This is a genomic window from Acinetobacter sp. T63 (assembly GCF_053852345.1).
In genome coordinates, this window is the sequence record NZ_CM132659.1 from 2,207,609 (window position 1) to 2,231,831 (window position 24,223).

At 45.1% G+C, this 24,223-nt stretch carries 16 protein-coding genes and 1 pseudogene; 8 read left to right on the forward strand and 9 right to left on the reverse strand.

Annotated elements, in window-relative coordinates; translation table 11 throughout:
- The first annotated feature begins 4 nt into the window (after window positions 1-4).
- Window positions 5-3,109 (forward strand): efflux RND transporter permease subunit, encoded by a 3,105-nt coding sequence (locus tag ACVLR6_RS10610; RefSeq protein WP_455995155.1) that lies wholly within the window; start codon window positions 5-7, stop codon window positions 3,107-3,109.
- A 97-nt stretch (window positions 3,110-3,206) separates the two neighbouring features.
- Complete coding sequence (locus tag ACVLR6_RS10615; protein WP_455995157.1) at window positions 3,207-4,922, forward strand: proline--tRNA ligase; 1,716 nt, start codon at window positions 3,207-3,209, stop codon at window positions 4,920-4,922.
- Between the two features lie 55 nt (window positions 4,923-4,977).
- On the opposite strand, the gene ACVLR6_RS10620 is transcribed toward ACVLR6_RS10615, so the two are convergent.
- The 6 genes from ACVLR6_RS10620 to ACVLR6_RS10645 form a co-directional block, all read right to left on the reverse strand.
- Window positions 4,978-6,297, reverse strand: coding sequence for a hypothetical protein (locus tag ACVLR6_RS10620; RefSeq protein ID WP_455995159.1), 1,320 nt, complete (start codon window positions 6,295-6,297; stop codon window positions 4,978-4,980).
- A 29-nt stretch (window positions 6,298-6,326) separates the two neighbouring features.
- A complete protein-coding gene (locus ACVLR6_RS10625; RefSeq protein WP_455995161.1) occupies window positions 6,327-8,582 on the reverse strand; it encodes a DUF6160 family protein in 2,256 nt (751 codons plus the stop codon).
- Between the two features lie 27 nt (window positions 8,583-8,609).
- The gene (locus ACVLR6_RS10630; RefSeq protein ID WP_455995163.1) at window positions 8,610-9,263 is read right to left on the reverse strand and encodes a hypothetical protein; all 654 of its coding nucleotides are present in this window, start codon (window positions 9,261-9,263) and stop codon (window positions 8,610-8,612) included.
- 13 nt (window positions 9,264-9,276) lie between these two features.
- On the reverse strand, window positions 9,277-10,737 hold the full coding sequence (locus tag ACVLR6_RS10635) for a hypothetical protein (RefSeq protein WP_104487475.1): 1,461 nt from the start codon (window positions 10,735-10,737) through the stop codon (window positions 9,277-9,279).
- 244 nt (window positions 10,738-10,981) lie between these two features.
- Window positions 10,982-11,551 (reverse strand): dCTP deaminase, encoded by a 570-nt coding sequence (gene dcd, locus ACVLR6_RS10640; protein ID WP_005179553.1) that lies wholly within the window; start codon window positions 11,549-11,551, stop codon window positions 10,982-10,984.
- Window positions 11,552-11,663: 112 nt separating this feature from the next.
- Window positions 11,664-12,257 carry a LysE family translocator gene (locus tag ACVLR6_RS10645; RefSeq protein WP_127798614.1) on the reverse strand — a complete coding sequence of 198 codons (594 nt, stop codon included), beginning with the start codon at window positions 12,255-12,257 and terminating at the stop codon, window positions 11,664-11,666.
- A gap of 407 nt (window positions 12,258-12,664) precedes the next feature.
- On the opposite strand from ACVLR6_RS10645, the gene ACVLR6_RS10650 reads away from it, so the two are divergent.
- From ACVLR6_RS10650 to ACVLR6_RS10660, 3 genes are read left to right on the forward strand one after another with little or no spacing between them, the layout of a single operon-like run.
- On the forward strand, window positions 12,665-13,666 hold the full coding sequence (locus ACVLR6_RS10650; RefSeq protein WP_168399715.1) for a TAXI family TRAP transporter solute-binding subunit: 1,002 nt from the start codon (window positions 12,665-12,667) through the stop codon (window positions 13,664-13,666).
- Complete coding sequence (locus tag ACVLR6_RS10655) at window positions 13,666-14,163, forward strand: DUF1850 domain-containing protein (RefSeq protein WP_160242911.1); 498 nt, start codon at window positions 13,666-13,668, stop codon at window positions 14,161-14,163. The genes ACVLR6_RS10650 and ACVLR6_RS10655 overlap by 1 nt, the downstream gene beginning before the upstream one ends.
- Entirely contained in the window at window positions 14,160-16,178 is a 2,019-nt protein-coding gene (locus ACVLR6_RS10660) for a TRAP transporter permease (RefSeq protein ID WP_455995166.1), read from the forward strand. The genes ACVLR6_RS10655 and ACVLR6_RS10660 overlap by 4 nt, the downstream gene beginning before the upstream one ends.
- Before the next feature lie 53 nt (window positions 16,179-16,231).
- Here ACVLR6_RS10660 and apbC read toward each other — a convergent pair whose 3' ends face one another.
- On the reverse strand, window positions 16,232-17,509 hold the full coding sequence (gene apbC, locus ACVLR6_RS10665) for an iron-sulfur cluster carrier protein ApbC (protein ID WP_005179565.1): 1,278 nt from the start codon (window positions 17,507-17,509) through the stop codon (window positions 16,232-16,234).
- Between the two features lie 250 nt (window positions 17,510-17,759).
- Here apbC and metG point away from each other — a divergent pair, with 250 nt between their 5' ends.
- The gene (gene metG, locus ACVLR6_RS10670) at window positions 17,760-19,817 is read left to right on the forward strand and encodes a methionine--tRNA ligase (protein WP_455995168.1); all 2,058 of its coding nucleotides are present in this window, start codon (window positions 17,760-17,762) and stop codon (window positions 19,815-19,817) included.
- Window positions 19,818-19,844: 27 nt separating this feature from the next.
- On the opposite strand, the gene ACVLR6_RS10675 is transcribed toward metG, so the two are convergent.
- Complete coding sequence (locus ACVLR6_RS10675) at window positions 19,845-20,075, reverse strand: hypothetical protein (protein WP_455995170.1); 231 nt, start codon at window positions 20,073-20,075, stop codon at window positions 19,845-19,847.
- Window positions 20,076-20,150: 75 nt separating this feature from the next.
- A protein-coding gene (locus tag ACVLR6_RS10680) for an IS3 family transposase (protein ID WP_455995172.1) occupies window positions 20,151-21,226 on the reverse strand; the annotation gives its coding sequence in 2 pieces (ribosomal slippage) (window positions 20,151-20,974 and window positions 20,974-21,226; 1,077 coding nt in all).
- 348 nt (window positions 21,227-21,574) lie between these two features.
- Between ACVLR6_RS10680 and ACVLR6_RS10685 the strand changes: the two genes are divergently transcribed.
- On the forward strand, window positions 21,575-22,546 hold the full coding sequence (locus tag ACVLR6_RS10685; RefSeq protein WP_455995174.1) for an MBL fold metallo-hydrolase: 972 nt from the start codon (window positions 21,575-21,577) through the stop codon (window positions 22,544-22,546).
- 449 nt (window positions 22,547-22,995) lie between these two features.
- A pseudogene (locus tag ACVLR6_RS10690) lies at window positions 22,996-24,184 on the forward strand (ammonium transporter).
- The last annotated feature ends 39 nt before the right edge of the window (window positions 24,185-24,223 follow it).

Sequence of the window (24,223 nt, forward strand, 5' to 3'; positions counted from 1 at the left end):
AACTATGTGGTTTACCCGAATTAGTGTCAAATATCCCGTTTTTACGGTCATGATGATGCTGTGTCTGATGGTGCTGGGTCTGGCTTCCTGGCAGCGTATGGGCGTTGAAGAATTTCCGGATGTCGATTTCCCGTTTGTGGTGGTCTATACCAACTATCCGGGCGCCTCGCCGGAAACGGTTGAATCTGAAATTACCAAGAAAATGGAAGATCAGATCAACACCATTTCCGGTCTCAAACAGGTAATTTCCCAGTCCAGTGAGGGCCTCTCCACCATTATTGCCGAGTTCAACTTGGAGGTATCTTCTGCCGTAGCAGCGCAGGATGTACGCGATAAAATTGCCAGTGTCACCGCCGAATTCCGTGATGAAATCCAGGACCCGGTGGTGGAGCGTTACGACCCGACGGCCAACGCGATTATGTCGATTGTGTTTGAATCCGAGCAGATGTCACTGCGTGATTTAAGTGCTTATCTGGACCAACGCATTGTGCCGCAACTGCGCACTGTACCGGGGGTGGGAACAGTCAATTTACTCGGTGATGCACAGCGCCAGATCCGGATTGAAGTACAACCGGAAAAACTGCAAAGTTTCGGGATTGGTGTAGATCAGGTCATCAACACCCTAAAAGCAGAAAATGTTGAAGTGCCGGGCGGCACCCTGAAACAAGCCAACAGCGAGCTGGTGGTTGAAATTAACTCCAAGGTTATCCATCCGCTGGCCTTTGGGGACCTGATTATTGCCAATAAAAATGGTGCACCGATTTATCTGAAACAGGTCGCTGACATTCAGGATAGCCAGGCCGAGCTAGAGTCCAGTGCCTTTTTAGATGGCAAAACTGCGGTTGCGGTGGATATTCTGCGCAGTTCAGATTCTAATGTCATTGAGGTGGTCGATAACACCTATAAAGTGCTGGATGACCTTCAGCAACAATTGCCTGAGGGCACCACAGCCAAAGTGGTGGTCGACAGTTCCAAAGGCATTCGCGGCAGTATCCGTGATGTGGCCCGCACCATTATTGAAGGTGCAGCACTGGCAGTACTGATCGTCCTGCTGTTTTTAGGCTCGTTCCGCTCCACCGCCATTACCGGCCTGACCCTGCCAATTGCCCTGCTCGGCACATTGACCTTTATCTGGGCCTTTGGTTTTACCATCAACATGATGACCTTGCTGGCCCTGTCCTTAAGTATTGGTCTGCTGATTGATGACGCGATTGTGGTGCGGGAAAATATTGTCCGTCATGCCGATATGGGCAAAGACCATGTTAGCGCAGCGCTGGATGGTACTAAAGAAATTGGTCTGGCGGTTCTGGCCACCACCCTGACCATTGTTGCGGTATTCCTGCCGGTGGCCTTTATGGGCGGGATTATTGGCCGTTTCTTCTATCAGTTTGGGGTCACGGTCAGTACCGCAGTTTTAATTTCCATGTTTGTTAGCTTTACCCTGGACCCAATGCTGTCGGCACACTGGGCCGAGCGTAAAAATCCCAACAAACAGCCAGGCCGGGTTAAACGTTTCCTGAACTGGATTTCCACCAAACTGGACAATCTTAGTCATGTCTATGAAAAGCTGCTGAAACTGGCCTTACGCTTCCGCCTGATTACCCTACTGATTGCGGTGGCCTCGTTATTTGGCGCACTCGGTTTATCCAAACTGATTGGTACCGAATTTGTACCGGTACCGGACAAAGGTGAAATCCGGATTAAGTTTGAAACTCCGGTGGATGCCTCGCTGGAATATTCACAAGCCAAACTGAAACAGGTCGATCAGATTATTCGCCAGCATCCACAGGTCATTTCTACCTATGGTTCGGTCAACAGCCTGACTGACCGCGGTAAAAACCATGTCAATTTACGCGTGCGGGTTACACCGCGAAATGAGCGTGAACAAACCCTGACCGAGCTGAACAATGAATTCCGTGAACGCCTGCAAACCGTGGCTGGCATTCGCGTTACTTCGGTGGCCTCGGCAGATGAAACCGTATCGGGCGGGCAAAAACCAGTAATGATTTCGATTAAAGGGCCGGATTTAAACCAGCTACAACAGATTTCCGACCGCTTTATGCTGGAAATTGTCAAGGTAGATGGCATTGTCGACCTGGAAAGCTCCCTGAAAGAGCCGAAACCAACACTGGAAGTGCAGATCAACCGGGTACTGGCCAGTGATTTAGGCCTCTCTGTGAACCAGATTGCCAACGTGATTCGTCCGCTGATTGCCGGCGATGACGTCACCACCTGGCAAGATGAAAACGGCGAAACCTATGATGTAAATGTCCGTCTGACTGAAGACCGCCGCAGCCTGCCGGGTGATGTCCAGCAAATGTCGCTGACCTCACAAAAAACCGATGCCAATGGTCAAGCCATTCTGGTGCCGTTGGCCAGTGTGGCCAGCTTTGAAGAAAACCTCGGCGCTTCACAGATTAACCGTCGTGATCTGGCCCGTGAGGTTCTGGTCGAAGCCAATACCGCAGGTCGCCCAGCTGGTGATATTGGCCGGGACATTGAAGCCATTCAAAATAACTTTGAATTGCCGCCGGGTTACAGCTTCGATACCCAAGGTTCCAATGCCGATATGGCTGAATCTGCGGGTTATGCACTGACCGCCATCACCCTGTCGATTGTGTTTATTTACATTGTGCTGGGCTCGCAATTTAACAGCTTTATTCACCCAGCTGCGATTATGGCCTCGTTGCCACTGTCGCTGATTGGGGTGTTTTTGGCGCTGTTCCTGCTGAACTCCACCATGAACCTGTTCTCGATTATCGGGATTATCATGCTGATGGGACTGGTCACCAAGAATGCCATCTTGCTGATCGACTTTATTAAAAAGGCCATGGACAGAGGTGAGCCGCGATATGAGGCGATTATTCAGGCCGGTAAAACCCGTTTACGCCCGATTCTAATGACTACCTCTGCCATGGTGATGGGCATGGTCCCGCTGGCACTCGGTCTGGGTGAAGGCGGCGAACAGAGTGCGCCCATGGCCCATGCGGTAATTGGCGGGTTAATTACCTCGACCCTGCTCACGCTGGTGGTGGTGCCCGTCATCTTCACCTATCTGGATGATTTCAAGAATTTCATGCTACGCCAAAGCCGCAAACTGATGTCTTGAGCCAGAAGAAAACACAATGAGGTGACATTCCGAATGTTCACCTCATTTTTTTATCGTATAATCTCTGCTTTCACGATTAATTATCAGGACAGTTTCCATGCGCGCGAGTCGCTTTTTGTTTGCTACGTTAAGAGAAACCCCAAATGATGCTGAAGTGATTTCACATCAGCTCATGTTACGTGCGGGGATGATCCGTAAATTGGCTTCAGGTCTGTATACCTGGTTGCCGATGGGGGTACGCGTATTAAATAAAGTCGAAGCGATTGTCCGTGAAGAAATGAACCGCGCCGGCGCTTTAGAAACCTTTATGCCAGTGACCCAGCCTGCATCGTTATGGGAAGAATCAGGCCGTTATGTGCAATATGGTCCGGAATTACTGCGTTTTACCGACCGTCACAACAACCCGTTTGTGCTGGGCCCAACCCATGAAGAAGTGATTACCGATCTGGCACGCACTGAGCTGAAAAGTTACAAACAGCTGCCAATGAACTTCTATCAGATTCAGACCAAATTCCGTGACGAAATCCGTCCACGTTTCGGGGTGATGCGTTCACGTGAATTCATCATGAAAGATGCCTATTCTTTCCACGTTGATCAGGCTTCTTTGCAAGAAACCTATGATGTCATGTATGACACCTACTGCCGGATCTTTAGCCGTCTTGGTCTGAATTTCCGTCCGGTACAGGCCGATACCGGCTCAATTGGTGGTTCAGGTTCCCATGAATTCCACGTTCTGGCAGACAGCGGTGAAGATGATATCGCCTTCTCGACTGAATCAGATTACGCAGCCAATATTGAAATGGCGGAAGCGATTCTGGTCGGTGAGCGCGCAGCGCCAAGCCAAGCCTTAACTGTTGTAGATACTCCAAATCAAAAGACCATCGCGGATGTATCAAGCTTCCTCGGTACTGATCCTGCGCATTCTGTTAAAGCTTTACTGGTACAAGGCATTGCCGATGAAAATGGCACTGTTCCGGTGATTGCCCTGTTCCTGCGCGGCGACCATGAACTGAATGAAATTAAAGCTGAAAAGCATCCTTTAATTGCAGCGCCATTAACCTTCGCCACTGAAGAGCAAATTGCTGCACTGGGTCTGACCGCTGGTTTTGTGGGTCCACAAGGTCTAGTTGAAAAAGGCATGACTGTGATTGTCGATCGTGCTGCTTCTGTCTTGTCTGACTTTGTTGCAGGTGCCAACGCCGCAGATCAACACGCTACGGGTGTGAACTGGGAGCGTGATGCACAGTTTACTGAGGTCTATGATCTTCGTAATGTGGTGGAAGGCGATCCATCTCCAGATGGTAAAGGTGTACTTCAAATTAAACGCGGAATTGAAGTGGGCCATATTTTCCAGCTGGGCCAAAAATATTCTGAAGCACTGAACTGTAAAGTGTTAGGCGAAGATGGCAAACCATTTGTAGTAACCATGGGCTGTTATGGTATTGGTGTGACCCGTGTCGTGGCTTCTGCAATTGAACAGAATTACGATGAGAAAGGGATTATCTGGCCAGCTGCCATTGCTCCATTTGAAGTCGCAATTGTACCAATGAATGCACACAAGTCACCGCGCACATTAGAAGCTGCAGAAGCCTTATATGCAGAATTAAGTGCTGCCGGTTATGATGTACTACTGGATGACCGTAATGAACGCCCAGGAGTGAAATTCTCTGATCTGGAGTTAACCGGTATTCCACATCGTATTGTGATTGGTGAAAAAGGCTTAGATGCGGGTACTTTTGAATATAAAGGTCGCCGTGATGCTGAATCAACCAACTTAAGCAAAGATGAGTTATTGGCGAAGCTCGCAAAATAATAAATCTTGGCTTATAAAAAAATCCCGCTTCAGCGGGATTTTTTAGTTTTAAGGCTTAGCAGAATTTCATACCACCGTAGCAGTTTGATTTAAACTCCTGCCCCTGCAAGACCAGATTTGTTAAAGGAAAATCCAGATCAGTTGTCAAAGGAATATTTCCGACCTCTAAAGCATCACCACCTATACACCCCGTTAACAAGTTACCACATGCTCTTGGATTATTTGTTAAATCTGCATTAATTCCATTAATTGTCTGCTGAAGTACAGCATTACTAATTGCAACTTTAGTAGTTGGACTTAAACTTCCTAATTCAACCTCATCTTCCAGAGCAAGCCACCAACCTCTATTTGCCCCCACTGAAGCACCTGGCCACAAAATATTCTCAGCTTGCAAAGAAAGAGAGGCAGGGTTATTTAAATATAACGCATGAATCAGGCCAAGGTCTTGAGATACAGTAATATCTGTTGTTAATCCCGTAATATTACCCGTTACCTGTTTTTCTAAATTTAAAAAACCTAAAACAGTTGCTGTTAATGGTCCCTCAAAGTTAATTTGGCCAACCGTCCCTGCTCCTTTCAATTTAACATCTGTTAATCGCGTACCCGAAACCACAGTAGACTGAATAGTAAAAGGAGCATTTGTAGAACTTAATTTTAAATTATACTGGTCTGACTCGTACTCAATATCTAAACAAGGGTTAAAGAATCCACCACAATTACCAATCCCCAGACCACCTGATACTTCTCCTTTAATTTTCATACCTGTATCAGCATAGGCCATATTACGTTCTTCTGTAATCGCAACACCTGAGGCTGTTTTAGTTTTCATATAACCGCTAAAAGTATTAATACCATTCGGAACATTGCTATTTTCAGTACCTAACGTCATTAAACCGGCGATTTTTTCAGCACTTATACGAAAACCCAATATTTCGCGAGTTGCTGTTGAATTTCCATTTCTAATTGCAAACTGAATAAAAGGGTTAGTAATGATTGCAGAACTTGCTGCCCGCTGATCTGCTGTGTAATCAGTACTTGCAGGTAAACCACTTAAAGAAATATTATCGATATCAATATCACAGGTATTTGAAATAAGTGAGTTGTTAACTCCACCACAACCCAGTTGTAGTTTTTTAATATTCGCATTCAGCTCCATTTCGGCACTTAAACCTAACTTATAAAAGCTAATATTCGATTGATTATAAGTGTTATTTAAAGCATCTCTTGTATCTTCACCCATTTGCATTTCTAAATTAAGTAAAGCCTGTCCTGTCACATCCGATAATTCAGCATCTTCAAGCATAGATAAGGCATGACTTGTGTTCGTCATGGATAAAGCTGAACCTATAAGAGCCCACATTATTGTTTTTTTCATACTCAAATCCTTAAGCCTATTTCATCTACTTAGCGTGGTGTGATCCCTAAAGTGCTACGCATATTGCCACCAGGAATGGCAAAATCAGCAATTTTTTGCATCGTTCCAGATGGAGACATCGCCATTTCTGCTTTAAAAGCTTGTCCCAATCCAGGCTGCATTGTCGCTTTATAATTAAAGTTCACCTGATTATCTAAGACCACCGTATCTTGTTTCACTAGAACACGGGCATCTAAACCAACATGACCTTGCATTTTGTTTAAATTTACACTGGAGGTTTTAGTCCCGACGCCATTCCGGTCTTCATTAATCAGGCTGATATAACTGCCCAAAACACTTGGATTATCTTTATCTGTCTCTGCAATCGGATTAAATTCAAAATTTGCTTTTAAAGATAAAAAATTAGTATCGGGTGTGGCATTCGTGGACTCAAGACCAGGAATAATCATAAGTTCACCTTTACCATCAAGCTTGAAGGCTAAAGAAGCCAAGATGTCATCTTTTCTGGCAAAGTTATCGATAGGAACTACCCGGTTCTGGCACTCCACTTCAGCACAGTTATATAAAGAGCCAGGCAACTGACCAATTGCAATTTCAGCTTTTGCAGCCAGCAGCAAGTTATCTGCCTTGACATAAATGCCATCTTCTTCAAAACCAATCACCCCATCCGATTTCAGGTACGCATCTATATTTCTTAGGCCCGCATAATAGTTGACTTCTTCACCACTGTATTTACCGGTCGCACCATCAATAATCAGAATAGAGGTTGTACTTGGTGCGCCTGTTTTCTGGTCAATACCATAGCCTTCCGTCGAAAGTGCCAGGTTATAGCCTAAACCAGAACGGTCAATGCCATTACGACTATAATTTTTTGCATACAAAGCCAGGTTGGTATTTAAGTTAAAGATTGGAATACCAATCCCCCACTCGCCAGAAGTCGCGGTAATGGCATCAATCGAGTTATCTGAAATGAATCTGGCCTTACGCGCGATGGCCTGAAAATCCATACCTCGCACCGCAATAAGCGCTAAATTTTGTGCATTCTGATCAGGGCTAATGTTATAAATCAATTCTAGAGTATTACTGCCCAGCACCTTTTGCATATTCTCATTGATAATAAAGTTTAAAGATTTGGCCTGAACGGTATTAATAAAAATATCACCAAAATCAATATAGGCGTTGCGTTTAGTCAAGTCATCAACATTAATACTATCACGTACTGCAAGTGGCGATAAGTTAGAAAATTCAAGTGCATAGCTGCCTGCACCTGTATGCCCAATCTCGAGTGTAGTCGGAGCCCTGCCATTGAGTAGCGGGTTGCCTTCTCGGGTAAATTCGGCAGACATCCCCAGATGTAAACCACCCGGGCCGGCTATATCATAACCACCGGCTTGCCGTGTTGTTTCGGTCAAATCGCTTGAATTACGACTAACCGTATTAAACTTTCCAATTCCAGCCTGGTTAGCATTAATAAAGAGCTTACCGTTGGTCACTGCTCCAGAAGCCCCCATACGAATCAGGTTATTCTGGCTTCCCTCTGGACCATAACGTAAATCGATATTCACCCCTGGATTGGTTGCTCCTGACCGGTTATCGGATACATTGGTCAGATCTTCTACCCGTCCTAAATTTACAATATGGTCTTGGCCAGTAGGACTGTTTTTAGTTGCCAGCACAATCCCTTCATCCTGATCCAAATACATATACCCATCTGCAGACAGGTTAAAGTTAAAATCTTTTAAGGTCAGGTTCTGGCCATTTAGACCATAAGAAATACTGGCATTTTTAAGCTCAAAATCTAAATGAGCCAGATCATTTCGGTTAAATAATCCATTACTGGTAATTAAGTTAAAACGTAGTGGTGAAATAGTATGAAAGCTTAAAGACCCCAGGTTCTGATCCGTTTGGTTATCACCACAGTTCGGCTCACAAATGAGCATGATGTTCTGAACCGTAGATTTAAATGGTGAAATACTCGCCTGGATATGCATGCCGACACCATTTGCTGTGGTACCAACGTCAACATCAAGGGTACTTTTAATATTCTGCCCCCCCGAGCTGAGCACTTCAATATCATGCATCCCCAGTTTCATACTTCCGGTATTGTGATAGTCCACCCAGTTCAATTGATCAATTGTCACCTTCGAAACTTCATGGGTAATAGAAATACCATCCTGCCCTGTCACCTGACTGAGACTACGATCAGAAATAGGCTGTAGTGCGTATGCCTGCTGAGCTAAACAGATAGATAAGGCAAGTACATTTAATTTTATTGTTTTATTCATTTCAATGTCCTTTTGAAATCCCAACGCTTAACAGCGGCTGGTTACAGCTCCTGAGCAGTTATAACTGAAAATTTTGATATCTCCTGACAGATGCAAGTTGCCATGAACATTCAGTCCCATAAATCCCTGTTCCTGTCCCTGATCAAATGAAGGAACCTGGGAACCATTGTTATAGGTGGTATATCGGGTATTGTTTAAATAACCTTCATTACCTGACTCAACCGCCAGACTCGCAAAACCTAGATTCCTGATTTTCAGAGGATGCTGATCATAAAATTTAAGCAGCATCGCTGTTTGTGGATTTTTATCCTTATTAATAATGGTGGTGCCTTCCAAGGAGAATTTATCAATCTGAATCGTGCCTTGAATCTGTTTAAACACCAGCCACTTCTGACCATTTTCATCACGATGATTATTGGGAGAAAAAGCAAAACGGCATAACACATCATTGCTACATTCATACTGATAATTTGCCGTAGTGACCTCACCATTACTGAGTTCGGAAATATTCTTGAGACTCATGTCATTGGCATATTTATGGTTTAAAGAAAGCGTCCAGCTTAAATCGGCACCGCCCTGCCCGACCGTATTTAACAGTTCATCTTGATTTAAACTAACCAGTTGAGCAGAACTGAATGTGCTGACACAAAGAGCCAGTGGAAAGCAGATTTTTTTCAGCATCTCAAATTCCCTCTTATAGTCCCGTGGTCTTAAACTTCAAGTGCTGGATCAGCACACCATCAATTGCCACCGAGCCCAAGTTTACAGGTGCTGTAGTTGCATGCGGACTTCTAAATACCACACCGGTAGAATTACTCGCAGTGTTGGCTTTTAACAGATTCGTGGTCGGATCACGTGTCACACTACCAATTGAAATACTGCTATGTGTTGCATTGGTTCCCTGATAGTTGGTGGTTCCTGCCCCTGAAAGTACTTGGGAAATATTAGAGCCACAATAAGCAACATTACAGGTTGAGCCTTTATAGTCAGCAGGGTTGATCTCGGTGTTATCACCATCAATATCGGCATAATAGGTATAAATCTGTTTATAAATTTCAGGGACATTCGGAATGCGGGTCACTTCTAAAATAATATTCTGGCCTTCCGAGCCCAAAATAAACGGTTGGTGCATATTGCCGAGCACTAAATTGATGTTAGGGCTATACAAATACAAACCCTCTTCAGCATGGAAAATTGGGGCTAAAGAACGGTCGAGTGCAGGCGTAACCGCGGTACCATCATTGAGGGTTGCTGTACTTATACGCAAACCTCTGGCATTGAGCAGTTCTTTATTAGCCTGGGTATTTTCATAAATTAGAGCTTCAGGATTATCATTGGTATTCAGACGGATAAGACTGGCCATACCTAAAGTCTGACTTTCTACCGCATTGGTAGAAGGCATGGTTTGAAACAGTCGAACCTGTGAACCACTTAGGCTTAGACCATTGGCCACCAATTGCAAACGAATTCGCTGATTTTTTAATAAGTCAGGATCATTGACCGCATCGGTCGTGACAGGTGCCCCCGTAATTGGGTCCACCTTGTTACTTGAGTTCCAGCTGCGTGAAAAAGCATCTAACCAAAGCCCAAGTTTAATATTATTGTCCTGATCATCAGCATCCACTTTGGCCAAAGGAGCTTCTAAAGAAATATAACTGATATCGGCCGCTGCATTCGTACTGTCAAATTGACGGATATTTTCGGCTGTACCAGCGCGAAATAACCAGGGATTCGCAGCACTGCCCCAATCAAACCCCTGATTACTATAGCGCTGGTTCATATTGTTATTGGTTTCAGAGAGCGCCAGACCATAAATAAAAATATCCGCTTTGGTTCTCTGATTGGCAGCATCAGTCTGACTGAGGGTTAAATTATCGTAATTTTCACCTACCGGAATGATGCGAATAAAACCGGTGTCATATTGTTCCGGATTATCGAGATTACGGGTATAACTTGATGCCGCAGACACATCATTCGGGCGCTGAAATACCATTTTGAAATTTTCAGGAAGCAAGGCAATCCCTTCACCTGTGGTATTTGCCAGATGTTCATCGGATAGATTCTGTAAAGCATATGCAGGAGAACTTAGCAACATCCCGACCAAGGCAGCTAAGCAACTTTTTCTAAAATTTAGGCCAATTCCATATTCAGTCATCTCGACCATCCTATTCCCAGATGCTCCGCATCATTCTTTTATTTATCCAGAACTTGGCTATTTATTTATGTGTTTTTATCCTTAAAAACATGCGATTACCAAGTCATAATTGTTGTTCATTATGCGTAATAATTTATCAATTGCAAAAAAATACGGGCCAAAAAGCCCGTTTTTCCGATGAATGAATTGGAGAAAAAACAAGCGAGCACAACGGCTCGCTTGTTTTTATTTTAAGTTTCCACTATCAGGCTTTCGGTAAGGTTACCCCGGTTTGGCCCTGATATTTACCACCACGATCTTTATAGGAGGTTTCACACACTTCGTCTGATTCAAAGAATAGCATCTGTGCAACGCCTTCACCCGCGTAAATACGTGCAGGCAGGTTGGTGGTATTAGAGAATTCCAAGGTCACATGCCCTTCCCACTCTGGTTCGAGCGGCGTGACATTGACAATAATACCGCAGCGCGCATAGGTCGATTTGCCCAGACACACGGTTAAAACATTACGTGGAATACGGAAATATTCAACTGTACGCGCCAAGGCAAACGAGTTTGGTGGAATAATGCAGACATCCGATTCAATATCAATAAAGCTTTTTTCATCAAAGTTTTTTGGATCAACAATGGCAGAATGGACATTGGTGAATACTTTAAATTCACGCGCACAACGGACGTCATAACCATAACTTGAAACGCCATAGGAAATCAGTTTGTTGCCATTTTCATCAAATCGAACCTGATTATGTGCATACGGTTCAATCATGCCGTGTTTTTCGCTCATTTCGCGAATCCAACGATCAGACTTAATTGCCATTTATTTCTATCCAAAAGCGAATGTTTTACTGCGCTGTACTTTAACTGAAATCGGCACCAATGGAAATAAGCAGGCATGAAGTCGACTTTTCTGCCTGCTGTAGATGGGTCATTTAAAGCCTTAAAAGCGCCGAATAGCTTAACGGAATTGAAAAGCTGAACAGCAGCAAGGATGCTGTTTTTTGCAGATTGGCCGGATTAAGCCAGCGGATTTTATTGCTGGCCAAAAAGGAACCAATCAGGGTCCAGAAAAATGCAATGGGAATAATCAGGATCAGAAACATCAGAATATGTGCCACATAATGTGCGGCGCTGGTCCAGGCGATGGCCGGAAAAATTGCAGAAGCAAACAGCAAGGCCTTCGGATTTAGTAAAGTGGCCACAAACAGTTCACGTGCACGAATGGTCGGCTGCTGAAACTGCTGTTCGACATTGGCAGTACGCCACAACTTGATGGCCAGATAAATGATATAAACCGCACTAAATAGTTTTAGTACAGTAGGCAATAACGGTAACTGGCTCGACACCTGCCCGATTAGTATGCCCCACAGGGTAATGGAAATCAGATAACCAAAGGCTTCAGCGGGAATTAAATGAAAAGATTTACGGATGCCGACCTGAATTCCGGAAGAGGCCAGCAAGGTGTTGGTTGGACCAGGTGTCAACAAGATGGTGATCACCAAACCAATAAAAAACCATGAAATCATAGCCAGCCTCATGCGCGAATGCTGCAAATGTAATGGAGTTGCAAGGCATAGGCAAAAAATAAATTGTAACTGGCCTCAGTGTGCAGCAAAACAGAGGAATTCCTCAACTAAAAACACAGTCAATTACAATATATTTATTATTAATTATCATAAACTTAAAAACATATTAAAGAATATATAACAGTCATCAAAACTGGGCCGTTCATCTCCAATAAATCAAGAGTTTTTAGTCCATTTTTACCCACCTCTAATTGTATAAATGCGTAAAAAAACTGTTCAAGTTCAAATTATTCGGTTAATTTTTAACTCAACAAGCTGCCTTAATCAGAATAACCAGAACCAGCTTTAAGTTTGAAATCTTTCAATATTTCAACAATGGATGACGATAATAATCACAGGAGAAGTCAATGAAAAAATGGACGCAACTGACCTTACTGACGCTGGCCTTAGCTGGTGTAAGTGCTTGTTCCAATGATCCGGGCCAGAACAACACCCAGGCCGATCCACAAAGCAGTGCCGCTGCTGCCGACAAACTGCAAACCCGTTTTGTCAGTATTGCCACGGGTGGCGCCTCCGGTCCCTATAACGTGATCGGGACCAGTCTGGCCGAACTGTATAACAAAACCTACGGCGTTAACTCCAAAACCCAGACCACCGGCGCTTCGGTTGAAAACCTGAACCTGCTAAAACAGAATAAAGTCGAAATGGCTTTTGTGATGAGTGATAGTCTGACCGAAGCCATTCAGGGCACAGGCAGCTTTAAAGATAAAATTGGCAATGTGCAGCAAATTGCGGCTTTATATCCTAACTATGTGCAGATTGTGGCTTCAAAAAAATCCGGGATTCGCTCTATTGAAGATTTAAAAGGCAAACGTATTGCCGTGGGTGCACAAAACTCCGGGGTGGAAGTTAATGCGCGTACCCTGCTGAATGGTTTTGGGATTAGCTATGACGATGTCAAAGTCGATTACCTAGGTTATGCCGAAGCCGCCGATGCCTTAAAAGGTGGCAAACTGGATGCGGCCTTCCTGACCAGTGGTATTCCAAATTCATCATTGATGGAACTACAGCAGAGTTTTGATCTGCAACTGGTGAGTATTAATGCAGACAAAGTCAAACAGATTGCCCAGAACCAGTCTTACTTCCTGCCGATGGTGATTCCAAAAGGCACGTATGGCAATGCAGAAGATGTGCAGACCGCGGCCATTATGAATGCCTTGGTGGTACGTTCCGACCTGTCTGAAGATGATGTATATAAGCTGACCAAAACCTTCTTTGACAATTTAGGCAATTTGGCCAATGCCCATCAGGCCGCTACAGATATTACTCTGGAAAAAGCCCAGCAAGGTCTGGTTGCACCGCTGCACCCAGGGGCGAAACGTTATTATGATGAGGTGGCAGCACCTTAATGTTCAGCCATAAAAGTGCAGTTTGGGCTGCACTTTTTCTGTTGATGCTGATCATCCTGCTCGGCTTGTGGTTTCCGCAAAGTTATACCTTAGTCAAGATTGAAGAGAGTCATAAAGGTCCTAACACCAGCTGTGTGATTCGCCCGCAACAGTTTCAGTTGCAGTGGCAACATTCGGTAGAAAAAACCCGCTGGAAGGAACATTATCAGCGTGAAGATCAGCATTTTATTTTAACGCATACCGACCTGGTGTCCTTTGGTGCCGGTACACCGGATCATTATCCTGTGCTGCGCCAAGCCAATGGCCAGGTACGTATGCAGGTCAATCATCATTTAAAAGAATTACATTGGACCATTTCACGCCGTATGCAAGGACAGCTCCAGATCAATCAGAAACGCTGGCCCATAGCCGAAGATTTTCCTGATTACACGGTGGTGCATTTTTCGGTACAGCAACGACCGTTCTGGAAATGGTGGGGTCAAGGAGACTGCGTATGACACAACAAGAAAAAGTAACCATTGAACAGCTGGATGAAAAAGAACAGCAGGCCCTGCTGGAAAAATTTGACCGGGAATCGGTCACGCGTCAGCCTCGCAGCAAATCGGTCAGCTGGTTTATTGCCGCGATTGCCATCAGCTATTCGCTGTTTCATCTGTTTATTACCTTTAACCCGCTTCCAGAGCTGCTACAACGCTCGGCGCACGTGGCCATTGGTCTGGTGCTGGTATTTTTGCTTTATCCGGCACGACAGTCCAGTTCCCGCCAGCATGTGGCCTGGTTCGACTGGATTCTGGCCCTCGCCTCTCTCTCTTCATTTTTATATTTATGGAAAGAATATCAGGCCATTATGACCACCCGCGGCGGGATTCCCAATGTACTGGATATTGTGTTTTCAATTATGACCGTGGTGCTGGTAGTGGAAGCAGCACGACGGGTCATGGGCTGGATGCTGCCGATTCTCGGGCTGATTTTCCTGGCTTATCCTTTTATCAGTCATTTTAACTGGATGCCGGAACGGCTACTGACCCGGCCTTATACCGTGAGTGATATTTTCGGGCAGATGTATCTGAAAACCGAAGGCCTGTATTCATCGGCGATTGGCGCATCGGTGACTTTCATTTTCCTGTTTATTTTATTTGGCGCTTTTCTGGCCAAATCGGGGATGGGCAAATTATTTAATGATCTGGCCATGGCACTGGCCGGACATAAACAGGGTGGCCCGGCCAAGGTGGCGGTTATTTCCAGTGGCTTTATGGGCAGTATTAATGGTACGGCAGTGGCCAATGTGGTCGGCACCGGTTCCTTTACCATCCCGCTGATGAAAAAGATTGGTTATCACAAAAATTTTGCCGGCGCGGTGGAAGCCAGTGCTTCGGTCGGCGGACAGATTTTACCGCCAGTGATGGGCGCCAGTGCCTTTATTATGGCGGAAACCACCGGCGTCAGTTATGGCACCATCGCCCTAGCCGCGACCCTGCCGGCGCTGTTGTATTATTTAGGCGTGATGGCCCAAGTCCATTTTCGTGCCGGGAAAGACAACCTAAAAGGGGTACCCAAAGCAGATTTGCCCCGGGTTAAAGAAGTGCTGAAAGAGCGCGGACATTTGCTGATTCCAATTGTGGCGCTGGTGTTTTTCCTGTTCCAGTCAATTCCGGTCAGTTATGCCGCAGTGTATACCATTGTGCTTACGGTTATTGTGGCAGCCTTTAGAAAATCTACCCGCATGGGAATTCGGGAGATTCTGGATGCCCTGGCCGATGGTGCCCGGCAGTCTTTATCTGTGATGGCGGCCTGTGCAGTGGTCGGGATTATCATTGGGGTGGTCAGCCTGACCAGTTTCGGTACCGTCATGACCTCATCTATTATGAGTATTGGTGCGGGCAGCCTGTTCCTGACCCTGTTCTTTACCATGCTGGCTTCCATGATTCTGGGCATGGGCCTGCCTTCGATTCCGGCCTATATCATTACCGCGACCATGGCTGCACCAGCCTTGGCCCATTTTGATATTCCGACCTTGGTAGCGCACATGTTTGTGTTCTATTTTGGTCTGTTTGCCAATATCACCCCGCCAGTGGCGCTGGCCGCCTTTGCCGGTGCCGGGATTGCTGGCGGCGACCCGATGCGGACCGGTTTTCAGGCACTGAAACTGTCACTGGCCGGTTTTATTGTGCCGTTCCTGTTTGTATATAACCCGGCCATGCTGATGATTGATACCACCAATGTGGCCGTTAATGCGCGTGAATTTGCCCTCCCGGCCTGGACCACCATTGTCAGCATTACCGTGACTTCAGTTATTGGGATTCTAGCCTTGGGCGCGGCGGTCGAGGGCTATTTCAAAACCGGTTTAAACTGGTTCTGGCGAATTTTCATGGGGGTGGGTGCCTTAATGATGATTATTCCGGAAACCTATACCGATATTGCCGGTACCATCATGGTGGTGATTGCAGTGGCTGTTAATGTGCTGCAAGCCAGAAAGCAAAAATCGACGCCATCCGGTTTATCATCTGCCTAAAATAAAAGCCCAATCTGAAGATTGGGCTTTTTTCTATTCACTACATTACAGAATTAAAAAATCCGGTTCTGGTCTTTGTCTGCTTTTGGCAGTTTATCCATGATTTTCTGGGCAATTTCCCGATAGCTGTCGGCTGCATCATCTTCGGCAATCACAGACGGTTTACCGGCATCGGCATTTTCACGAATCTGTACATTCAGCGGCAAACGGCCCAGTAATGGAATATCGTATTGCTCGGCCAGTTGATCGCCACCACCGGTCCCAAAAATTTGCTCTTCAAAACCACAGTTAGAACAGATGTGCGTCGACATATTTTCAATCACACCTATCACCGGAATCTGTACACGGTTAAACAGCTCAATGCCTTTGGTCGCATCCATTAAGGCTACGTTTTGCGGTGTAGTGACAATTACGGCACCCGTGACCGGAATACGCTGCGCCAGGGTTAACTGGATATCACCGGTTCCCGGCGGCATATCAATCACCAGTACATCTAAATCTGGCCACAAGGTCTGATTGAATAACTGCATCAGGGCACCCGTAGCTTTTGGTCCACGCCAAGCCACCGGGGTATTATGATCACCAGTTAAATGACCAATCGACAGCACCGCCATCCCATAAGCATCTAAAGGCACAAAATGCTCGGCTTCAATCATCGGGGTTTGGCCGGCATTGCCGAGCATGGTTGGAATACTCGGGCCATAAATATCGGCATCCAATACACCCACTTTCAGACCCAGCTGTTGCATCGCCAAGGCCAGATTAACGGTAGTGGTTGATTTTCCAACCCCACCTTTACCGGATGACACCAGAATTACGTTTTGAATACGTGGATGTTTTGGCACATCACGCTGCTGCGGTGCAGCTTTTTGAATTGGCGCTTCTTCTTGCTGGGGTTGATAGTTGGCATTGGCTTGCTTGAGCGCATCTGAACTTGCCGAAGCATCGACCACAGGTGGCAGACTGGATTTTGCTGCAACTTGTGGCTTGCTGGAACAGCTTTCACCTTCGGCATGGTTATGACCACAGCCGCCCTCTTTTTTCGCCCCGGTTTTTTGCTGCACCACATGCAGATTCAGTTCCTTGATGCCGCATTGCTCGAGTGCATCGGCTAGTTCATCATGAATCTGCTGCAAATACTGTTTTTCTTCCGGATAAGTATTGATGGTTAATTGCAGGATTTGTCCCTGTACATTGACCTGAGAAATACGCTCTTTGAGTGCGTTTTGGGAAGCAGGAAGTACATAGTTTTGCAGTACCTTCTGGATTTCTTCCTCTTTCACCTCCTGTGCAGGAGCAAAGACCGATTTTAGTGAAGAAAGCCACGACATAAAGTTACTCCAAATCTGGATATACAACCGAATGCCCTAGTTTAACGGGTATTTAAACGAAGGTTAAGCCAGCGCAGCCACAGGAATTATAAATCTTAGTCAAAGACTTGGTTTTTTCTGTTTTTTCGGCACAGAAATGCAGATTTTATCCGGTCCTGAAAAGAATTCACCGATTCCCTTGTGCAAGCCTGCATCATCTAAGGTAAAATCGCGGACATTGCATAATGAATACGAATGAGAGAGTTAATCCGTGCGTAAAATTTTAGTCACCAACGCCCTTCCATACGCCAATGGTCCAATCCATATGGGCCACTTACTCGGTTATATCCAGGCAGATATCTGGGTTCGTGCCATGCGTGCAATGGGCCATGAAGTGACTTATGTCTGTGCGGATGATGCTCACGGTACCGCCATCATGCTACGTGCTGAAGCCAACGGTATTTCACCAGAACAGCAGATTGCCAATGTTCAGGCCGAACATATGCGTGATTTTGCCGGCTTTAAGGTCGATTTTGATCATTATGATTCCACCCATAGCGACACCAACAAGGCGCGCGCGCAAGAAATTTATCTCAAGAACCGTGATGCCGGCAATATTGCCGTTCGTCCTGTGACACAACTGTTCGACCCGGAAAAAGGCATGTTCCTGTCGGACCGTTTCATTAAAGGCACCTGCCCGAAATGTAAAGCCGAAGATCAGTACGGCGACTCATGTGAAGTCTGCGGAACCACGTATAACGCCACTGAACTGTTAAATCCGAAATCGACGTTAAGCGGTGCTACACCAGTTGAGAAATCATCGGATCACTACTTCTTTAAACTGCCAAACTTTGGTGAATACCTGCAAAAATGGACCCGTGATGAAGGCCGTTTGCCGGTATCAATCGCCAACAAGTTAGATGAATGGTTTGACAATGGCCTGAACGATTGGGACATCTCCCGTGATGCACCTTACTTCGGCTTTGAAATTCCAGATGCGCCAAATAAATATTTCTACGTTTGGGTCGATGCACCTATCGGCTATATGTCGAGCTTTGAAAACTACGTCAAAACCAAACGTCCAGACCTGAATTTTGATGATTACTGGAAAAAAGATTCTGACAATGAGGTCTATCACTTCATTGGTAAAGATATTGTCTATTTCCACGCGCTGTTCTGGCCAGCAATGTTGGAAGGTGCTAATTACCGCACCCCAACCGGTTTATTTGTAAACGGTTTCTTGACTGTAAACGGCCAGAAGATGTCGAAATCTCGCGGTACCTTCATTAAGGCTGAAACTTATTTACAGCATTTGAACCCTGAATACCTGCGTTACTACTTCGCGTCTAAACTTTCTGACAAGGTGGAAGATTCTGACCTGAATCTGGATGACTTCGTTCAGAAAGTGAATTCAGACCTTGTGGGTAAAGTCGTAAACATTGCAAGCCGCTGTGCAAAATTCATCAATACCAAGTTTGATAACAAGCTAAGTGCAACTTGTGCCGAGCCTGAACTGGTTCAAAGCTTTATTGATGCTGGCGATTCAATTGCCAAAGCTTATGAAACTCGTGAATTCTCGGCAGCGATCCGTGAAATCATGGCACTTGCAGATAAAGCCAACCAGTACATTGATGAGAAAAAACCTTGGGCTTTAGCGAAAATTGAAGGCGAAGAACAACAGGTTCACGATGTATGTTCTGTAGGTATCAACCTGTTCCGTCAATTGGCTGTTTACCTGTCTCCAGTGTTACCAACATTGGCTGCTCAGGTTCAGGACTTTCTTAAACTGGCTTCTTTCGACTTTGCTTCTCGCACTGAAATTTTGACTGGTCATGAAATTGCGTTGTTCCAGCCACTGATGCAACGTGTTGATCCGAAAGCTGTGGCTGCGATGGTCGATGCGTCTAAGGATTCTTTAGCTGCACCTGCTGAAGCACCAAAAGCTGAGAAGAAAAAAGAGAAAGCTAAAGAGAAGAAAGCTGAGCCTAAAGTCGGTGAAGCTGAAATCATCACGATTGATGACTTCATTAAAGTTGACCTGCGTGTAGCTGAAGTTCTGGATGCTGCAACGGTTGAAGGTTCTGATAAACTTCTTCAATTGACGTTAAATGTAGGTGAAGCTGAACCACGTAACGTATTTAGCGGTATTCGTGAGTTCTACCAACCTGAAGACTTAAAAGGCAAATTGGTGGTGATGGTGGCAAACCTTGCACCACGTAAGATGCGTTTTGGTATTTCAAACGGTATGGTGTTAGCTGCGGGTAATGGCGATGGTGTTTGGGTAATTTCACCTGAAACTGGTGCTAAACCGGGTGATAAAGTGTCTTAATTGTTAGATTAAGATGAGAAAAAGCCTCTACGTTGTAGGGGCTTTTTTATTTTTCTGAATTTGTAAAAAAGCTTCACCAACTTCTTGTACATAATTTTCAATAATTTTAATAAATATAAGTGAATCGGTATAATTCAATTCACTTTCTTTATCTTCTAAATATGCTGTTAAAAAAATTGAAGTAATTTGAGATAAACTAATTGCAGTAAAATGTGCAGGATCAGTCAAACCAGAATTAGACTGACCTACAAGTAACATATCTTCTTTTGATTCCTTCATTGCGTATAAAGAACCGGTAATCCTCCCATAAATAACCGAAGTTAAAAGTAGAGGTTAAGCAGCCATTAGAGGTGGCCTTCCTTTGTTTGCTTGGTGTGGTCTTTCATAGTTGTAATGCCACAGCCAACTCGTTGCATAATCTTGTACTTCTTCCAGTGTGTCAAATAGATGCTTGCTTAGCCAGCTATAACGTATAGTCCGATTATAACGTTCAATATACGCATTCTGCTGTGGCTTACCTGGTTGAATATATTCAATACGAATACCTTGTTCAGTTGCCCAGCGTACAAATTCATGACTGATAAACTCCGGGCCATTGTCACACCGAATAACTAACGGCTTTTCTCGCCACTCCAGCAACTGATTCAACGTACGAATAACTCGGATTGTAGGTAATGAGAATCCTGCTTCAATCGCTAAGCCTTCTCGACGGTAGTCATCAATCACATTTAATAATCGGAACTTTCGACCATCGATCAGCTGATCATGCATAAAATCTAATGACCAGACCTGATTTTCTCGGATTGGTTCTTTCAATGGTTCAGGCGCGTGCCGTTTTAGTCTTCTTCTCGGTTTAATACGCAGATTTAGTGCCAACTCACAGTAAATGCGGTAAACCCGCTTGTGATTCCAGCAGTGACTCTCAACATGTCGTAAATATGAGAAGCACAGACCAAATCCCCAATCGGAATTTTCCTCAGTGAGTTCAATGAGCTGTTTAGCAATTAATGCATTGTCATCGCAAAGTTTAGCCTGATAACGGTAGCAGGTTTCACTAATGCCAAATGCAGAGCAAGCTAAACGGATACTAACCGCATGCAGGGCAACGGCTTGTTGAGCCATCTGACGTCGGCAAGATGGCTTCACCACTTTTTTGACATTGCTTCCTGAACAATCTCTGCCTTTAATCGCTCTTCAGCATACATTTTTTTTAGTCTGGTATTTTCTGCTTCCAGCTCTTTCAGTCGAGCCATCAATGAGGTATCCATACCGCCATATTTGGCACGCCATTTATAAAACGTGGCATTACTCATGCCATGTTCACGACAAAGGGTGGCTACAGGTGTGCCAGACTCCGCCTGTTTTAAAATGGACATGATCTGGCTGTCAGTAAATTTAGATGTTTTCATGCAGAATCTCCTGCTCGTATCTTAAGAGAAAATTCTACTTTTAGATCCTTTTATTTTTAGGGGGGATTACCATGTAACTTCATCTTTGATATTTTTCCAAGAAATTTGATTACATGACTTGCGACATGGATGTCGCCCGTTCGTTAGGGGCACACGGACGTGCCCTCTAACGAACAAAGGGGTTTTATTACTTTTGCCCCGACAAAAGTAAGGCGAAAAGCTATAACCCTCATCCCAACCTTCTCCCTGAGTCATCTATGGCGCAAGAGAAGAAGCTTTCAACTAGTTGTAAATTTCACCAATAAATATGATAAAAAGATGTATCACTTTAAAACTTATAAGAACTCTATGAAAACTTTAAAACCAATCCTTCTCGCTCTAACCCTAAGCACCACAACTATCACCACAGTCCAAGCCGTTGAACCAACCATCCCCCAACAAAAACAGGTCGCGGGCTATTATCAGCATCAGTTTGGGCCTTATCAGATTACCGCCCTGCTCGATGGCACCAACTATCTCAACCGCTCACAATTTAAAGGTGCGGCAGATCAGGAAGTTAGCGAGATTCTGCAAAAATACTATGCCGATCAAGCCAAAGGCATCCAGACCTCCGTCAATGCTTTTCTGGTGAATACCGGCAGTCAGCTTTATCTGGTTGATAGCGGTGCAGCCAGCTGTTTTGGCGATCACTTAGGTTCAATCTATAACAATTTAAAAGCCTCAGGCCATCAGCCTGAACAAGTGAATGGTGTCTTTCTGACACATTTACACCCTGACCATGTCTGTGGCATCTCAAATAATGGTGTAGCCAATTATCCAAATGCGACCTTGCATATTGCCAAAACTGAATATGAGTTCTGGCTCAACCCCAATACTGTAAAAAAACTGCCTAAAGATAAACAGGCTGGCTTTTTGGGTACGGTGGAAAAAATCAAAGCGGCTTTAGCACCTTATGAAAAAGCCAAAAAGATTAAAGTCTTCTCCGATAAATCTCTGGCCTTTGGTGGTGTCGAGTTTAAACCGTCATTCGGGCATACACCGGGACATTACAGTTTTAAATTAAAGCATGAGCAGCAGGAACTGGTATTTATTGGTGATATTGTACATTCGCATACCATTCAGTTTGATAAGCCTGAAACCGCCATTGAGTTCGATATTGACCCGAAAGCGGCGGTCGCCACTCGTCTCAAGCATTTTGCTGAATATGCCAAAGACGGGCAGACCATTGCGGCCGCGCATTTACCATTCCCGGGCATCGGCCATATTTATTCAAAAGATGGCAAAAGCTATCAATGGATTCCAGTACATTTTACCGATTAACTCAGTTCTCTTGAGCTAAGTCAGTTTTATAAACAGAACCCCGCTAATGGGGTTCTGCTGTTTTACATCCAGTATTCCTTGCTATTCTTTCGCACTTTTTCTGTTCCTACACGCAACCACATTAGCCCTCGCAGCAATTTTCGCCTTAATTTTTAAAATTTTCTAAACAGTCCAGCCTGTTTCAAAATGCACCGTAAACATACAAACTGCTGCGCATCTTTGTATCAATCAATTTAAATCCTTCAAAAATAGCCAATAATATTGAATTTTACAGCGTTCAAAAAAGACTTGATTTGGTGCAAAAAACCGCACTGTGCTTTATATCGAGTCTTATTCATTTCACGAAATTCTTCATCAAAATTTCCGCAGTCTGCCCCTCTTTGACAATCTATTCGCCTCGATATACTGAGCTTCTTTTCCTGATCCCGTGCACTCAATTGGAACGCACAATGCCAAATATCGACTTATTATTTCTCCTTCTTGGTGCAGTGCTGGTACTGGCCATGCATGCCGGATTTGCATTTTTAGAGCTCGGCACCGTTCGGCATAAAAATCAGGTCAATGCCCTAAGCAAGATTCTCACGGACTTTGCCATTTCTGCGGTGGCCTATTTTCTGGTGGGCTATTATATTGCCTATGGCCAGCATTTTTTCCATAGCTCGACCACTCTGGCGGCCGATCATGGCTACAACCTGATGCGCTGTTTTTTCCTGCTGACCTTTGCAGCGGCGATTCCGGCCATTATTTCTGGCGGGATTGCCGAACGTGCCAAAATGCGCTCGCAGGCCTTGGCGACCTTATTTCTGGTGGCGCTGATTTATCCATTTTTTGAAGGGATGATCTGGAATGGCAACTTTGGTCTGCAACGCTGGCTAGCACACAGTTTTGGTGCCAGTTTCCATGACTTTGCCGGTTCGGTGGTGGTACATGCCATGGGGGGGCTGGATTGCACTGGCCGCGGTGATTCTGCTGGGCGCGCGTTATGGGCGCTATAAAAAAGATGGTCGTATCAGTGCGCATCCGCCCTCGTCTATTCCTTTTCTGGCTTTGGGTTCCTGGATTTTAATTGTCGGCTGGTTTGGCTTTAATGTGATAAGTGCCCAGCGTCTGGATGCCATTTCCGGACTAGTGGCAATCAATTCTTTAATGGCGATGGTCGGGGGCACAATAGCCGCCAAAATTGCAGGTAAAGATGACCCGGGCTTTTTACATAATGGTCCGCTTGCCGGTCTGGTGGCCATCTGCGCCGGCTCCGATGTGGTACATCCACTCGGTGCCTTTGTGATTGGCGGCATCGCCGGGATTATGTTTGTCAAACTCTTCACCTATACCCAGAATAAACTCAAGATTGATGATGTGCTTGGTGTCTGGCCATTGCATGGCGTATGTGGTGCTTTTGGTGGGCTGGCAGTTGGCATCTTTGGGCAGCAATGGCTCGGTGGTATGGGGGGCGTATCCCTGATCTCCCAGCTGTTCGGCACAGCGCTGGCAATTCTGATTGCGCTGGCCGGGGGGTTCCTGGTTTACGGCGTACTGAAACTGCTGATGGGGATCCGTTTAAGCCAAGAAGAAGAATTTAATGGCGCAGATTTATCTATCCACCGGATTTCCGCCAATTCTGAAGAAAATATGTTCTAAGATAAAAAAGCCTCCGACAAAACGGAGGCTTTTTTGAGA

Bases quoted from the DNA above. Each gene is read 5' to 3' on its own strand.
- ACVLR6_RS10610 (WP_455995155.1), top strand. From the start codon at position 5: ATGTGGTTTACCCGAATTAGTGTCAAATATCCCGTTTTTACGGTCATG.
- ACVLR6_RS10625 (WP_455995161.1), bottom strand. From the start codon at position 8,582: ATGAATAAAACAATAAAATTAAATGTACTTGCCTTATCTATCTGTTTA.
- ACVLR6_RS10655 (WP_160242911.1), top strand. From the start codon at position 13,666: ATGTTCAGCCATAAAAGTGCAGTTTGGGCTGCACTTTTTCTGTTGATG.
- apbC (WP_005179565.1), bottom strand. From the start codon at position 17,509: ATGTCGTGGCTTTCTTCACTAAAATCGGTCTTTGCTCCTGCACAGGAG.
- ACVLR6_RS10685 (WP_455995174.1), top strand. From the start codon at position 21,575: ATGAAAACTTTAAAACCAATCCTTCTCGCTCTAACCCTAAGCACCACA.
- ACVLR6_RS10635 (WP_104487475.1), bottom strand. From the start codon at position 10,737: ATGACTGAATATGGAATTGGCCTAAATTTTAGAAAAAGTTGCTTAGCT.
- ACVLR6_RS10630 (WP_455995163.1), bottom strand. From the start codon at position 9,263: ATGCTGAAAAAAATCTGCTTTCCACTGGCTCTTTGTGTCAGCACATTC.
- dcd (WP_005179553.1), bottom strand. From the start codon at position 11,551: ATGGCAATTAAGTCTGATCGTTGGATTCGCGAAATGAGCGAAAAACAC.
- ACVLR6_RS10675 (WP_455995170.1), bottom strand. From the start codon at position 20,075: ATGTTACTTGTAGGTCAGTCTAATTCTGGTTTGACTGATCCTGCACAT.
- ACVLR6_RS10645 (WP_127798614.1), bottom strand. From the start codon at position 12,257: ATGATTTCATGGTTTTTTATTGGTTTGGTGATCACCATCTTGTTGACA.
- ACVLR6_RS10615 (WP_455995157.1), top strand. From the start codon at position 3,207: ATGCGCGCGAGTCGCTTTTTGTTTGCTACGTTAAGAGAAACCCCAAAT.
- ACVLR6_RS10620 (WP_455995159.1), bottom strand. From the start codon at position 6,297: ATGAAAAAAACAATAATGTGGGCTCTTATAGGTTCAGCTTTATCCATG.
- ACVLR6_RS10660 (WP_455995166.1), top strand. From the start codon at position 14,160: ATGACACAACAAGAAAAAGTAACCATTGAACAGCTGGATGAAAAAGAA.
- ACVLR6_RS10650 (WP_168399715.1), top strand. From the start codon at position 12,665: ATGAAAAAATGGACGCAACTGACCTTACTGACGCTGGCCTTAGCTGGT.